17 protein-coding genes are annotated in these 14,256 nt (G+C 55.6%); 7 read left to right on the top strand and 10 right to left on the bottom strand.

From position 1 onward, the window contains the following. Positions 1 to 88: 88 nt before the first annotated feature. Entirely contained in the window at positions 89 to 424 is a 336-nt protein-coding gene (locus AC1EKE_RS03595; protein ID WP_296161407.1) for a PAS domain-containing protein, read from the bottom strand. 85 nt (positions 425 to 509) lie between these two features. Here AC1EKE_RS03595 and queF point away from each other — a divergent pair, with 85 nt between their 5' ends. Then, entirely contained in the window at positions 510 to 986 is a 477-nt protein-coding gene (queF, locus tag AC1EKE_RS03590; RefSeq protein ID WP_296161404.1) for a preQ(1) synthase, read from the top strand. A 6-nt stretch (positions 987 to 992) separates the two neighbouring features. Here queF and rsmH read toward each other — a convergent pair whose 3' ends face one another. From rsmH to AC1EKE_RS03575, 3 genes are read right to left on the bottom strand one after another with little or no spacing between them, the layout of a single operon-like run. Continuing rightward, entirely contained in the window at positions 993 to 1,949 is a 957-nt protein-coding gene (gene rsmH / locus AC1EKE_RS03585) for a 16S rRNA (cytosine(1402)-N(4))-methyltransferase RsmH (protein ID WP_480308242.1), read from the bottom strand. A gap of 3 nt (positions 1,950 to 1,952) precedes the next feature. Continuing rightward, positions 1,953 to 2,246, bottom strand: coding sequence for a DUF4286 family protein (locus tag AC1EKE_RS03580; protein ID WP_296161383.1), 294 nt, complete (start codon positions 2,244 to 2,246; stop codon positions 1,953 to 1,955). After that, positions 2,243 to 3,514 (bottom strand): AI-2E family transporter, encoded by a 1,272-nt coding sequence (locus AC1EKE_RS03575; protein WP_480308241.1) that lies wholly within the window; start codon positions 3,512 to 3,514, stop codon positions 2,243 to 2,245. The genes AC1EKE_RS03580 and AC1EKE_RS03575 overlap by 4 nt, the downstream gene beginning before the upstream one ends. Before the next feature lie 143 nt (positions 3,515 to 3,657). On the opposite strand from AC1EKE_RS03575, the gene dacB reads away from it, so the two are divergent. From dacB to tpiA, 6 genes are all read left to right on the top strand, one after another. Beyond that, complete coding sequence (gene dacB / locus AC1EKE_RS03570) at positions 3,658 to 5,073, top strand: D-alanyl-D-alanine carboxypeptidase/D-alanyl-D-alanine endopeptidase (RefSeq protein ID WP_480308240.1); 1,416 nt, start codon at positions 3,658 to 3,660, stop codon at positions 5,071 to 5,073. A 112-nt stretch (positions 5,074 to 5,185) separates the two neighbouring features. Then, positions 5,186 to 6,559 carry an MATE family efflux transporter gene (locus AC1EKE_RS03565; protein WP_480308239.1) on the top strand — a complete coding sequence of 458 codons (1,374 nt, stop codon included), beginning with the start codon at positions 5,186 to 5,188 and terminating at the stop codon, positions 6,557 to 6,559. A 59-nt stretch (positions 6,560 to 6,618) separates the two neighbouring features. Further along, on the top strand, positions 6,619 to 7,356 hold the full coding sequence (pepE, locus tag AC1EKE_RS03560) for a dipeptidase PepE (protein WP_296164821.1): 738 nt from the start codon (positions 6,619 to 6,621) through the stop codon (positions 7,354 to 7,356). Beyond that, positions 7,353 to 7,943: a DUF1599 domain-containing protein gene (locus AC1EKE_RS03555; RefSeq protein ID WP_296164825.1), complete on the top strand. Its 591-nt coding sequence runs from the start codon at positions 7,353 to 7,355 to the stop codon at positions 7,941 to 7,943. Before pepE ends, AC1EKE_RS03555 begins: the two co-directional genes overlap by 4 nt. Before the next feature lie 13 nt (positions 7,944 to 7,956). Further along, positions 7,957 to 9,144: a BT_3928 family protein gene (locus AC1EKE_RS03550; RefSeq protein WP_480308238.1), complete on the top strand. Its 1,188-nt coding sequence runs from the start codon at positions 7,957 to 7,959 to the stop codon at positions 9,142 to 9,144. A 9-nt stretch (positions 9,145 to 9,153) separates the two neighbouring features. Then, entirely contained in the window at positions 9,154 to 9,909 is a 756-nt protein-coding gene (tpiA, locus tag AC1EKE_RS03545; RefSeq protein ID WP_480308237.1) for a triose-phosphate isomerase, read from the top strand. Positions 9,910 to 10,001: 92 nt separating this feature from the next. Here the strand turns inward: tpiA and arsB are convergent, their stop codons facing one another. The 6 genes from arsB to AC1EKE_RS03515 all read right to left on the bottom strand — a co-directional run bounded on the left by arsB (position 10,002) and on the right by AC1EKE_RS03515 (position 14,206). Continuing rightward, positions 10,002 to 11,048 carry an ACR3 family arsenite efflux transporter gene (arsB, locus tag AC1EKE_RS03540; RefSeq protein WP_480308236.1) on the bottom strand — a complete coding sequence of 349 codons (1,047 nt, stop codon included), beginning with the start codon at positions 11,046 to 11,048 and terminating at the stop codon, positions 10,002 to 10,004. A 12-nt stretch (positions 11,049 to 11,060) separates the two neighbouring features. Continuing rightward, entirely contained in the window at positions 11,061 to 11,489 is a 429-nt protein-coding gene (locus AC1EKE_RS03535) for an arsenate reductase ArsC (RefSeq protein ID WP_480308235.1), read from the bottom strand. Between the two features lie 4 nt (positions 11,490 to 11,493). Then, a complete protein-coding gene (arsA, locus tag AC1EKE_RS03530; protein ID WP_480308234.1) occupies positions 11,494 to 13,206 on the bottom strand; it encodes an arsenical pump-driving ATPase in 1,713 nt (570 codons plus the stop codon). 25 nt (positions 13,207 to 13,231) lie between these two features. Further along, positions 13,232 to 13,558 carry an arsenite efflux transporter metallochaperone ArsD gene (gene arsD, locus AC1EKE_RS03525; RefSeq protein WP_480308233.1) on the bottom strand — a complete coding sequence of 109 codons (327 nt, stop codon included), beginning with the start codon at positions 13,556 to 13,558 and terminating at the stop codon, positions 13,232 to 13,234. A 10-nt stretch (positions 13,559 to 13,568) separates the two neighbouring features. Beyond that, positions 13,569 to 13,802 carry a thioredoxin family protein gene (locus tag AC1EKE_RS03520; protein WP_297236764.1) on the bottom strand — a complete coding sequence of 78 codons (234 nt, stop codon included), beginning with the start codon at positions 13,800 to 13,802 and terminating at the stop codon, positions 13,569 to 13,571. A gap of 77 nt (positions 13,803 to 13,879) precedes the next feature. Beyond that, positions 13,880 to 14,206: an ArsR/SmtB family transcription factor gene (locus AC1EKE_RS03515; RefSeq protein WP_480308231.1), complete on the bottom strand. Its 327-nt coding sequence runs from the start codon at positions 14,204 to 14,206 to the stop codon at positions 13,880 to 13,882. Positions 14,207 to 14,256 lie beyond the last annotated feature (50 nt).

The raw sequence follows: 14,256 nt of genomic DNA, 5'->3' as shown, positions 1-14,256 counted from the left end.
TTTTTATATACAAAGAGCGGCTCCACCGGGATCTCATAGGAGATGCCGGTGGAGCCGCTCTGTAGAGGGTGGCTGTGGCGTCAGTGCGTCACTTGCGCACGTAGTGCTGCATCGGCTCGTCGGGCAGGATCATCGAGAGCTCGATGAAGCCGGCGTACTCGCCGTCCTGGTACCAGGGGATCTGGTAGATGAGCTTTTTCTTCCCCTTCTTGTCTATCGTATAGACGTGCTTGAGCTCCTCGGTCATCATCTTCCGGAGGAGTGAGCGGGCAGGCTCGGGGTGGCAGTCGAGGACGTTGAAGCCGATGAGGTCGCGCCCGTCGGGGCAATTGACCTGGCGCGACTGCTGATTCATCTCGATGATCTTCCCCTCCTTGTCGCAAATGGTGACGGATATATCCGCCTCGTCAAAGTACTTAAGCATAATAGTGGTGACTAAGTGTTGTGTCGCAAAGGTACCCACACTTGGAGATAAAATCGCTACTTTTGCCCCATAACGAATGATCCTTATGACAGCACATAGAGACAAAGAGAGAGAAGAGGAGGGGCTGCAACTGCTCCGCCCGCACGATACGCACTATCCGGAGGACTACGATCCGTCGGTGCTGGAGACGTTTGTCAATAAGCACCCGGACAACGACTACTGGGTCCGCTTCAATTGCCCTGAGTTTACCAGCCTCTGCCCGATCACGGGGCAGCCGGACTTTGCCGAGATCCGGATCAGTTACATCCCCGACGTGCGGATGGTGGAGAGCAAGGCGCTGAAGATCTACCTCTTCTCCTTCCGCAACCACGGCGCTTTCCACGAGGACTGCGTCAATATCATCATGAAGGACCTTATCCGCGTGATGGACCCGAAGTACATCGAGGTGACGGGGCTCTTCACGCCCCGAGGCGGGATCAGCATCTATCCCTTCGCCAATTACGGCCGCCCAGGCACCCGCTACGAGCAGCTGGCGGAGCGCCGTCTCGAGGCACACGAGTAAGCTTTTTTACTCTGAGACCAGCTCGGCGGCACGGAGCTTGGCGGAGCGGACGCGGGGATTGCGCTCTATCTCCTCGTCCGAGGGGATGACGGGCTTGCTTGAGAGCGGTCGGAGTGGCGCCCTGAGGTTGCCGTAGAGGTCTGTCTCTCGGTTGCCCTCCACGTTGCCGTAACGGAAGAAATTCTTCACCGGGCGATCCTCGAGCGAGTGATAGGTGAGGAAGACCGCCCGCCCGCCGGGAGCGAGCAGGGTGGGGAGCGACTCTAAGAGCGCATAGAGGGCGCCCATCTCGTCATTCACGGCGATGCGCAGTGCCTGGAAGACCTGCGAGAGCACCTTATTCCGGAGCTTCTTATCCCTCTCCGGTGCGATCGGGCTCAGCGCATCGATCAGCCCCTTCATCGTCTCCAGCTCGCCCCGCTCGGAGGCCTGCTTGATCAGCGTGGCAGCGCGACGAGACTGCTGTACCTCGCCGTAGGTGTGCAGTAGCGTGGCGAGCTCGGTCCACTCCAGCCGGTCGATCAGCTGGCGGGCGGTCTCACCGGCGGACTGATTCATCCGCATATCTATCGGTGCATCGTCGTAGCGGAAGGAGAAGCCTCGCCCCTCCTCGTCAAAGTCGTGCGACGAGACTCCGAGGTCGGCGAGCAGACCATCGATGCGGGGCACGCCGAAGTAGGTGAGGAAGCGGGGTAGGTAGCGGAAGTCGGTCCGGACAAAGGTGAAGCGCTCATCGCTGATGTCGCACCGGTCGCGCGCATCGAGGTCGCGGTCAAGACCGAAGAGGTGTCCCTCGGGTCCCAGCCGGCTCAGGATCTCCCGCGAGTGCCCGCCGCCGCCAAAGGTGGCATCGACGTAGATCCCATCAGGGTCGGTGATCAGGCTGTCGACGGTCTCCCGCAGCAGTGCCGGCACATGATAGACCCCTGCTGTCGTGGGGCTGCTGCTCCTCTCCTCACTCATGGGTCACTCCAGCACCTCCAGCTTGGTCATAAAGGGGAGCACCCTCCGCGGATAGGTCTGCATCAGTCGGTGCAGCTCGCGATCCTCCGTGAGCCTCAGCTCCTCCAGTAGCTCCCGCCGGTCGCCCTCGAGCTGAAGGGCATAGCCTCCCTCATCGGGCAGGCGGAGGAGCCGGACCGCCGTCACTCCCTCGTAGTCCCGCCAGGCGGGCAGTAGCCGCTCTCGGAGGTAAAAGAGGACCTCCTCCAGCAGCTCCGGCTCGCAGGTGAGCGTCACATTATAGATGTAGCGGCTCATTTCCCCTCGGTGGTGCAGCTCTCGTCCAGGTCCTCCTGTGTCGTGACGACGACGGGATTGCGACCATCCTTATTCATACTGAGGAGCCTATCGGAGCGCTCTCTCTCGAAGCGCTCCTGCGCCTTTTTCTGAGCCTTCTCCTCCTTCTTCGTCAGCTTCTCCTCGTTGATGGCATAGAGCGGTATCGGCTCGCCGACCACGTATTTCATATAGAAGTAGTAGATCACCATCGTGAAGGGGAGGGCGAAGAAGATACCGATCGCCCCGAGGAGGAATCCCCAGACGGCCAGCGAGAGGATGATGATCGAGGCGCGCATGCCGAGGCTCTTCTGCATGATCAGGGGTCGGAGCACGAAGTCCTGCAGCACCTCCGAGATCATCATGATGGCGACAGCGATCAGCAGCACGACCCAGAAATTCTGCCCCGTGGCTACGGACTGTAGAGCACAGCAGAGCACCAGCGGCGGGTAGCCGACGATCTGGAGATAGGGGACAAAGTTGAGGATCCCGATAAGCAGTCCGAGGGTGATCCCCATCGGCATCCCCATAAGTCCAAAGCCGATGGCGAGATAGACGGCGATGATCAGCGCGATCAGACCCTGACCACGTATGTAGCTATTGACATAGACATTGATCACCTCACCGGCCTCCATGGCGTAGTGGCGGATCTTGTGGGGGAATAGGTGGTAGAGCCCGTGGATCAGCACCTCATAGTCGAGGAGGATGAAGAAGAGGTACATCACGAAGAGGAAGACCACGGTAAAACCGCTCACTATCCCCATAGCGCTCGAGAGCATATCCCAGCCCGTCGAGGCGGCCTGCATCAGGTAACCGAGGATCTCCTTGATCTCAAAGTGCTGGAGCCACATATCGAGGTTTAGGGCATTGGCGACATCGGCGCGGTACTGCTCCGGCACTATCGCCAGCAGTACCTCCGCATCGGTGTAGCGCGAGATCAGGCTCCATCCCTTGCTCACCTCGTTGATCACCGAGGGGATGACAAAGGCGAGGAAACCCCCGACGATAAGCAAGAAGAGCAGTACCACCAGCGTCACTGACCAGCCCCGCTGCCTTATGTGCCACTTCCGCTCGAAGTAGTGTACCAGTGGCATCAGTACCGCTGCGGTGATCCAGGCGAGGACAAAGGGCCAAAGGATCACCTCGAGTGAGCCGACGAGATAGATCGCGAGCGCCGCCACTGCGATCGCAAAGAGGCATCGGACAGTCCGATCTAGAGTAAATTCTTTTCTGAAAAAGTTTGTCAGCATAAACGAGTCGCGAGGTTTCCTCGCTCGGAGGAAGGGAAATTTTGTTTATCTTTATACCTATATGAATGACCTCTATGCAGGAGGTCCCCCATAAGTGGATGCGGATGTCGTGTGGCATCCACGCCACAAAGATACCATTTTCTATGAGACGCTTATCTCTCTACTTCCTCTCCCTCACCCTCCTATCCACCCTTGGGGCGCAGTCCGTCCGGGTGCCTGCCGTCATCCCTGAGCTGCTCGATGACACTGCCTGGGGCCTCAGCGTCCGCGACGTCTCCACAGGGCTGCAGGTGGTCGACCTGCAGGCAAGTCACCTCCTCACCCCCGCCAGCACGATGAAGATCATCTCCACCGCTGCCGCCTACCGGATCCTCGGGCCTGACTACCGCATTCCGACCGAGGTGATGATCACCGGACCCGTGCGGGATGGTGTGCTGGAGGGCGACCTCTGCCTCGTGGGGCACGGTGACCCGACGATCGAGTCCGGTCACCTGCCCAAGGAGGAGCGCTGGGCACTCTACGACGAGATCACCGCTGCCCTCCGCGAGCGTGGCGTCAGCCGGGTCACCGGCTCTGTGCTAGCGCTCTCCGACCGGCGGGACTTCCAGGCGGTCAACCCCTACTGGTCCGCTGTCGACATGGGCAACTACTACGGTGCGGGCCACTTCATGCTCAATGTGCTGGACAATACCTACTACCTCAGCTTCCGAAACTACGGTCGGGACTTCAGCGTCTCTCCCGAGGTGCCGGGGCTTAGGCTCGTGGGACTCTACGCCCGCACCTCGCGCGTCACCTCCGACTCGCTCTACGTCTCCTCCTTCCCCCTCTCCGACGGCTCCCTCGCCATCACCGGTGCCTACCCCTCACGAGCCAAGAGCCTCGGCATCCGTGGGGCGGTTCCTGATCCGCCCCTCCTCCTTGCCAAGCGCGTCCGTGACCGGTTGCGGCGTGACGGCATCACCGTCGATGGCGATTACCGCACCGTGGCACAGCTCCCCCGTGGAAGTGCCCGACTGATGACGCACTACTCACCACAGCTGAGCGAGATCATCAGGCTGACCAACCACCTCTCCATCAATATGTATGCTGAGGGGTGCCTCCGGCTGATTGCCGACAGGATCCCGGCCCTCCCCGGGGAGACCGTGACGGAGACAGCCATCCGCGCAGTGAGGGACCACTGGGCCTCGCAGGGCATCCCCGGTGCCCTCCTCGAGATGTACGATGGCAGCGGACTCACCAGAGCCAATAAGGTGGCCCCCGCCTATATGACTGATCTGCTCACGAGGGTGTGGCGCGAGACGGATGGCGCCGGCTTCCCCCAGCTACTCCCCACTATCGGTCAGGAGGGTACCCTCAGGCTGCTTCTTGCCGGCACCCGGCTCGAGGGGGCGGGGCGGATGAAGAGCGGCAGCATCCACGGAGTCACCTGCTACGCCGGATACATCACCCACGGAGGCAGGACCTATGCCGTCTCTGTGATGGTCAATAACCACACCCTCCGACACAGCGAGGTGCGAAGAGCCATCGGAGATCTCCTCCTCGCCACCTTTGTCCTCTGAGGAGGGGGAAAAAGGTCACAAAAGGGAGCAGACACCCCTAGCCTGACCTGTCGTCTCTCCGAGGGTGCGCTGGCAATAATGTGTACCTTTGTGAGGAAGTAAAAGAAGATCTATGCAGGCAGACTCAGAGACACTACTCCGGAGAGAGATCCCCGACACCTCACTGAGGAGACTCCTCCGGCTCTCCGGGCCGGTGGTCATCTCACTGATGGCGCAAAACCTCATCGGCGTCATCGACACCGCATTCCTCGGGCGTCTCGGGGTGACAGAGCTGGGTGGTGCCTCGATTGCTGCGCTGGTCTACTTCAGCATCTTTACCATTGGCTTCGGTCTCGCCTCCGGCACGCAGATCATCATCAGCCATAAGTATGGCGCCGGCCAGTACCGCTCCATCGGTAACGTCCTCGGCAATAGCATCATGATGCTCCTCGGGGCGGCGATCCTCGCGATCGTGCTCGCAATGCCGATAGGGCGATGGGCTTTCGGCACGCTGCTCACGAGCAAGGCGGTGGGAGCGGCGGCGATGGAGTACTGGGACTACCGGATGCTCGGCTTCATCTTTATCTTTATCTCCTCCTCGATGCGCTCCTTCTTCGTCGGGATAGGGGAGACGAAGGTGCTGACCTACAACTCCCTCGTGATGTCGGTCGTGAATATCGTCCTCGACTGGGCGCTGATCTTCGGTAACCTCGGGCTCCCAGCGCTGGGCGTCAAGGGCGCCGCCATCGCCAGTGTCTGCGCCGAGGGCGCCTCCCTCATCTTTTACCTCCTCTATATCCGCACCCGTGTGGACCTCAAGAAGTATGGTATGGATATGCGGGATATGCTGCGCTGGGATGGCTCAGTGGCGCGCTCGCTGCTCCATATCTCCTACTTCCTGATGCTGCAGGCGCTGATGTCGCAGAGCGTCTGGACGCTCTTCTTCTTTATGCTCGAGAGCCTCGGGGAGATGTCCCTCGGTGTCGCCTCGATCTCGCGAAGCGTCTACAATGTCCTCTTCATCCCGATCATCTCCTACGGCACTGCGGTACGGACCACCACGGGGCAGCTGATGGGTGCCGATGCTGCGGACGAGATCGCGCCCTATCTGCACCGGGCGAGCCGTCTCTCCCTCGGCACAGCGGCGGTACTGGCGACACTGGTCTCACTCTTTGCCTCCTCCGTCCTCCGTGTCTTCACCGACGACCCGGCGCTGATCACGGCGGCCGTGCCATCGATGCGCGTACTCTGCCTCTCCTTTGTCATAGCAAGTGTGGGGAATATGTACTTCCACGCCGTCGGCGGGGTGGGGTCGACGCAGAAGGTCTTCCGCATCGAGCTAACCGGAAATATCTTTTACCTCCTCTATGCCGTGGCGATGGTCTACCTGCTCCGCGCACCCATCGCCGTCTGCTTTACGGTGGAGGCGATCTACTTCGGCATCATCGCCGTCCGCAGCTACCTCTTTATGCGCTCGGGGAAGTGGCGCGGGGTGCATCTCGTGTGAGGGCGGAGATAAATGGGTAAATTTGCATAACAACTAATCAGACAATACAACATAGATCTATGAGACGATTACTACTGATCAGCAACTCAGCCTCTCCCGGCGAGAGCTACTTGGAGAAAGCCGGCCCCGATCTCAATGACTTCCTCACCGAGGCCGATCGTGAGGAGGTGATCCTCGTGCCCTACGCCGCCATCACCTACTCCTACGATGAGTATGTCAGCAAGGTCAATAAAGCACTCGAGCCCTTCGGGATCAAGGTCCACGGGCTGCACACCTACGATGACCCGGTAGCAGCGATAAAGAAGGCGACCGCCATCCTCGTCGGCGGTGGAAATACCTGGGTGCTGACCGCCACGATGCAGCGCCTCGGGCTGATGGAGCCGATCCGCGAAGCCGTCAGCCTTGGGATCCCTTACTCCGGCTGGAGTGCAGGGTCCAATGTCGCCTGCCCCACACTGATGACGACCAATGACATGCCTATCGCTGAGCCGGAGAGCTTCCGCACACTCGGGCTGATCCCCTTCCAGATCAATCCTCACTACCTCGACAAGGCCCCAGAGGGACACGGAGGCGAGACGAGGGACTTCCGCATCGTAGAGTTTATCACGCAAAATCCGGACATCTTCGTCGCTGGACTGCGTGAGGGTAGCCGCTTCCTCATCCAGGGCGATGAGATCGAGGTGCATGGGGAAAATAACGTCCGCATCTACCACGGCGGTGAGGAGACTCAGGAGATGATGCCTACGGGCGACTTCTCCTTCCTCCTCCAGGAGCCCTCTCGCGAGGAGGAGAAATGAGTGAGGGAGCGAGCCTACGACCTGAGGTGAGCCCCCGCGATACCACCTGCCAGTACGATGCGGTGCTGAAGGAGTGCCGTGGGCTCTTCCTCCGGAAGTTTGACGACTACGGCGCCTCGTGGCGGGTCATGCGTCCGTCGGCGGTCACCGACCAGATCCTGATCAAGGCACAGCGCATCCGCTCCATACAGGAGCTGGGTGTCCAGCGTGTCGAGGACGGGATCAGGGGCGAGTTTGTCGGGATCTTCAATTACTCCCTCATGGGGATGGTGCAGCTGGAGCACGGCTATGCCGATGACAGCCGGGTCGATCCCCAGCTGCTCCTCAGCTGGTACGATAGCTACGCCAAGCGCGCCAAGGATCTGATGCTGGATAAGAATCACGACTACGGTGAGGCGTGGCGCTCTATGCGTATCTCCTCGATCACCGACATCATCCTCCAGAAGATCTTCCGCACTAAGCAGATAGAGGACCACCGTGGCGAGGTGAGCGTGAGTGAGGGCATCGATGCCAATTACCTCGATATGTGCAATTACGCCGCCTTCGCCATCATCCGCATCGACGAGGGGACCGACCCGATGTACTAATAGCCCACCAGCCATGCGTCACCGCTACTCCGACCACCGCCCTGCCACCTCCCCGGGACTGACCCTCATCGTCCGTCTCGTACAGGTCTTAGTGGGGCTCTTCTTTATCTTCTCCGGCTGCACCAAGGGGATCGACCCCATGGGTACCGGGCTCAAGATCATGGAGTACCTCGGTCTCGCGGGACAGTCCATCGACCTGTCGCTGGCTACCTACCTCGCTGTGGGGCTCAATGTCCTCGAGGCGCTCCTCGGCACCCTCCTCCTACTCGGCATAGGTCGCCTGTGGGTCTCCATCGCGACGCTCGTGCTGATGGTGCCGATGACCTGCCTGACGCTCTACATCTACATCGCCAATCCGGTCGCCGACTGCGGCTGCTTCGGCGATGCTCTCAAGATCAGCAATGGGGCCACCTTCTGGAAAAACGTGGTCCTGCTGCTCCTCCTCACCCTCCTGGTCCGCCACCGAGATGCCCTCTACGCCCTCCGGAGCCTGAGAGCTCAGGTGATCACGGGAGCGACGATGGCGCTGGTGCTCCTCTCCTTCAATATCTATCCCCTCCTCTACCTGCCGACGATCGACTTCCGTCCCTATAAGGTCGGCACACCGATCAGCCACTTCTACGACCGACCGGCAGACGACGGGATGCGCTACATCTACGAGCGAGCCGGGGAGGAGCGCACACTCACGACTGATGAGCTGGCGACCATCGACTCCACCTGGACCTATGTCCGGTATGAGGAGCTCACCGCCAAGCCCGCCCACGAGCGGGAGAGTGAGGCAGACCTGATCCTGCTGGACGCACAGGGTGAGGAAGTGGGGCACCACCTCGCAGCCACCGACGCCCAGGCACTCCTCTACATCACCTACGACATCGATCGGATGAGCGAGGAGCAGCTCCGCCTCGGGCTGGAGCTGCAGGAGCGTGCCCATCACCCGGTGACCCTCGTGATCACCACCCCGATCGACCGCCTGGAGAGCCACCCCCGGATCGACCTGATCCGCCGCTACGGGAGGGTCCTCTTTATGGACCTGAAGATGGCGCAGACCCTCATCCGGAGCAATCCAGGGCTGGTCGTGATCCACGATGGCATCCTCTCCGACAAGCTCTCCTACGTGAGTCTCCGCTTTGCCGTGCAGGACCGCCACTTCCTCGCCCACCTATTCAGACATCCGCAACTAACAAGTATACTAACAGAGTAAAGATTGATTATGAGAAAGAAAATTGCAGCTGCCAACTGGAAAATGAATACCACCGTCCCTGAGGGTATCGAGCTAGCGAAGTGTGTTCGTAAGGCTCTCGAGGGCGTGGACCGCAAGTGCGACATCGTCCTCGGCGTCCCCTTTACCCACCTCTGCGCTGTCGCTGAGGCGGTCAAGGGCACCGACATCATCGTGGCGGCAGAGAATTGCGCCACCGAGCCCAAGGGCGCCTACACCGGCGAGGTCTCCGCAGCCATGGTAGCCAGCACCGGAGCCAAGGCGGTCATCCTCGGCCACAGCGAGCGCCGCCAGTACTACAGCGAGGACTCCGAGACTCTGGTCGCCAAGGTGGCACAGGCACTTGACAACGGGCTGCAGGTGATCTTCTGCTGCGGTGAGGACCTCGAGGAGCGCAAGGACGGGCGGCAGTTTGACGTCGTCCGCAAGGAGCTCGAGGACGGGATCTTCAATCTCAGCGAGGACGAGTTCCGTAGCGTCGTCATTGCCTACGAGCCGATCTGGGCGATCGGCACCGGTGAGACTGCCACGAGCGAGCAGGCAGAGGAGATGCTCAAGTACATCCGCCAGACGATCGCCGACCGCTACGGTAAGGAAGTCGCTGAGGAGACCTCGATCCTCTACGGTGGCTCCTGCAATGGTAAGAATGCACCTGAGCTCTTCGCTAAGCCCAATGTCGATGGCGGACTGATCGGCGGCGCCTCCCTCTCGGCAGAGAAGTTCCTCCCGATCGTTGAGGCCTTCTGATACCACTTCATAGCTCACATACAGATGGGGCTGTCCCGAATGGCGGGGCAGCCCCTTTTTTTTGACCTATAAGTCGGACTTTAGTCCTATTGTTATTCTGTAGCAGGAAACCATCTTCGTGTGTTATTGGCAATCCTTACTAACATCAACATCACCGGAACCTCGACCAGCACGCCCACTACCGTAGCCAATGCAGCCCCGGATTGTAAGCCAAAAAGAGAAATAGCCACAGCAACCGACAACTCAAAGAAATTACTTGCTCCAATCATTCCGGCAGGTGCGGCAACTTCATGGGGTAGTTTCCACCATTTAGCCCAACCGTAAGCAACGAAGAAAATCAGAAACGTTTGCAACACAAGCGGAACTGCTATCAATAAGATATGCAGGGGATTGTTCAGTATCGTTTCTCCTTGGAATGAAAAGAGGATAATAAGCGTTAGTAGCAATCCGGCTACCGTGTAGTTATCAAATTTCCTGACAAATACGTTATTGAAATATTCCACACCTTTGCGGCGGATAACCGTTATTCGGGTAATGACCCCCGCTGTAAGTGGTATCACAACAAACAGCCCTACGGATAGCAACAGAGTGTCCCACGGGATAGATACGCCGCCAACTCCCAGCAAGAAAGCTACGATAGGGGCATACGCTACCAATATGATCAAATCGTTCACTGCCACTTGTACCAGTGTATAAGCGGCATCCCCTTTAGTAAGGTAACTCCACACGAACACCATAGCTGTACAAGGTGCAGCCCCCAATAATACCGCCCCGGCTAAATATTCTTCGGCTAATCCGGCAGGTATAAAGGCTTTGAAAACCACATAGAAGAATAAATAAGCTATTCCGAACATGGTAAATGGCTTTATCAGCCAATTTGTAACGCAAGTGACGATTATTCCTTTCGGACGCTTGCCGACATTCTTAACACTTTGGAAATCAACCTTGAGCATCATTGGATAAATCATTAACCAAATCAGGACTGCCACGGGTATAGAGACGTTGGCATATTCAAATTTGCTCAATGTTTGCGGAATTGCTGGAAGCCATTGTCCCACGGCAATTCCTATAATGATGCATAAGGCAACCCAGAGGGACAGGTATTTTTCGAAAAACCCAATTCCTTGTTTCTTTTCCATAACAACAACTATTTAGCTTAATTGTGGCTTCAATTCGTTCAGGTAGAAGTCATAGAAACGGGCTTTTATTTCATCCCGTACCCGATGAAACTCACTGTATATAAACTCCGGTGTCCCGGTTGCTTCCGAGGGATCGTCAAATCCTATGTGCAGTCTCTTTCCGACTTTACCAGAAAACACTGGGCAGCTTTCATTTGCCCCACCGCAGACCGTAATAACATAGTCCCACTCCTGCCTTATATACAGGTTTACACTTTTAGGGATATGGTGGGCTATGTCTATACCCATTTCATCCATAACCTTTACCGCCATCGGATTGACCTTTTCAGCAGGTTTTGTTCCTGCCGAAAAGACATCCAGCTTATTGTCAAATGATTGTAGAAATCCATGTGCCATTTGACTGCGGCAGCTATTCCCTGTACAAAGAATTAAAACCTTCATGTTATTAGTTATCTTTCCAAGCTATCAGGGCTGCATTTCCCTTGGACAATTCTTCTACTTTCTTGATCCAAACCAATTCATTTTGCGCCTTTGCCCGCAAGAAAGGATTTTCGGTGTCAGTTAGTGACAAGCAAGCATTCACTACCCACCATTTGTTATTAATCCCGGCACGCTGTAAATCCTTTTGCAAACGCTCGGCTTCAGATACGGGTGTTGCTTCGGGCAGGGTCACAATAACGATTTCTGTTTCCTGCGGGTTTCTCAAGCGTGGTAACAGCTTTCTCACGGAAGCGGGAGTGTCGCCCTGTGTACGCTGCACTTCTTTATGGTAACTTTCCGTCGCATCCAGCAATAACAATGTGTGTCCGGTAGGTGCGGTGTCAATTACTACGACTTCTTTTTCTGCCTTATCGACAATCTCAGCAAAAGCCCGGAATACTGCAATTTCCTGCGTGCACGGTGAACGTAAATCTTCCTCTATATATTCCATATCCTCGGCTGTCATTGTTTCCGCTGCTTTACTGCGAACCTCATTTTTATAGGCTTCCAACACGTCCGCTTCGTCAATCCGGCTTACCGTGATGCCAGCCTGGATAGCAAGGTTATAATCCAGATGGTTTGCCGGGTCAGTGGTGGTAAGATGCACCTTTGCGCCCAGTTTTGTTAACTTCAGGGCTATCTCAGTGGCTAAAGTGGTTTTTCCCACGCCACCTTTTCCCATAGTAAAAATAACCCTTTTCCCCGATTGATAGAGGTCGTTTACCAGTTCATCCATCCCCTTGGCATCGGTAATCCGCTGATAGTGCGCATCATTTGTCAAATCATCACTGTAAAGCATCCGGCGGATGTTCGCAATATTAGATAGATTGTATGACCGCAAAGGGACATAATAAGACGGATATTTCAGCAGTTCCGCAGGGGTCTGTTTCAGGGCATTTTGCTGCCTCTCATATATCTGTTTCGATACGTTATCGGCTCTATCTAACTGCAGCATAAGCCCGTTGATTACCAATAGCTGGTTTTTAATTCCCAGTAATTGCAATTCATGTGAAGAACGGGCGGCTTCTTTCAATGGAGCGATTTCAGGACGGCTAACCAATACCAAGCGGGTTGCGCTTGCATCCGAAAGTGTCTCAACTGCCTGCTTATAGATACCTTTCCGTTCTTCCAGACCGGATAATTGACCTAAGCAAGATGCACCGTGCGTACTCTCACTGATGAATGTACTCCACGCTGAAGGCAGTTGTAGCATTCGTAACGTGTGGCCCGTGGGGGCTGTATCAAAGATAATATGGTCGTATTCTTTTGCTTTATCGTTATCCGTGATAAAATCGGAAAACTGGTTGAAAGCCGCAATTTCTACTGTACAAGAGCCTGAAAGTTGCTCTTCCATATTTTGAACCACACTTTCGGGCAGTTGCCCCCGGAAAGGAGCAATAACGCTTTCCCTGTATTCGGTTGCGGCTTGTTCAGGGTCGAGATTAACGACCGTTAAGCCAGGTACTTCCTGAATATCCGTGCCGTGTCCGTTCAGTGTTTGATTAAACACATCTTGTAGGTTTGAAGCCGGGTCTGTACTGATAAGAAGGATTCTCTTCCCATTATCTGCCAAGCCGACCGCAGTAGCACAAGCAATCGAAGTCTTTCCAACACCGCCCTTCCCGGTGAAGAAAAGGTATTTCGTCAAACCTACATCTGACAAATTAAATGCTTTCATTTTTGTGTAATTAGCTGGTGAATGCTCATTTTACCGGCATAGAATCCAAATCAACACCCGTCCATTCACTCATTTGTTTGGTAGTAGGATAGGCTTTTGAAACAGCGATTTCGCCGTCCACTAAGGTAATAGGCAGTGCATCCGCCCCATGTTTTTGCAGATGCTCGCTCACTGCTTTATTGCTTACGTATACTTGCGGTTCGTCACGTAGATTGTGACGAGTAACGATGATACCCTGTTTCTTCAGTGTTTCGATAACAACCGAAATACGTATTAATTCAGGGTCAATGCTTGTTCCACAGAGACCAGTAGAGCAACACATTGCTGGGTCGAAGATTTCTATCTTCTTCATACTGTTTTTTTTATTTGGTTATCAATTCTTTCACCTCATCAAGGGATAACTTTTTCCCGGCTGATACGACTTTCTCGTCGATCACTAAAGCCGGAAGCCCTAGGATGTTATACTCCAAGATTTTCAATAAATCTTCCTCTTTGATAAGGGTTGCATCGCAACCTAATTCTGAAATAGCTTGTTTGGTTGTTTCGTACAAAGCTTTGCAGCTTGAGCACCCAGTCCCCAATACTTTAATTTCCATTGTCATTCTACTTTATAGTTGATGTAATAATCGCAGTTCGTAGAACTACGAACAATTATTCCAAAAAAAAGGTACTACTATTCACAGCACGATGTGTCCTTGCATTTACAGTCACCTAAAAAAGCAGCAAACAATTTTCGGGCAAGTTCCCAATTCTCCAGGTTTATACAATACCGGACTTTGGGCGTTTCTATTTCCCCCTGAATCAAGCCGGCTTCTTTCAGCTCTTTCAAATGCTGCGACACGGTTGCTTTAGCAATAGGTAGTTCATCGTGAATATCACCGAAGAAGCAACTATCTCGCTTTGCCAGGAAAGCAAGAATAGCCATCCGTGCCGGATGTCCCATTGCTTTGGCAAACCGTGCAATCTGTTCCTGCTCTGCTGTGTACTGTTTCTTTTTCACTCCAATTCTCCTTTCTTATTCGCAAAGTTACGAACAATATTTGAATAGCC

Source organism: Porphyromonas sp. C0041D3 (assembly GCF_056590575.1).
The sequence above is the reverse complement of the archived record's forward strand: the minus strand, read 5'-3'. Positions and strand labels throughout refer to the sequence as shown.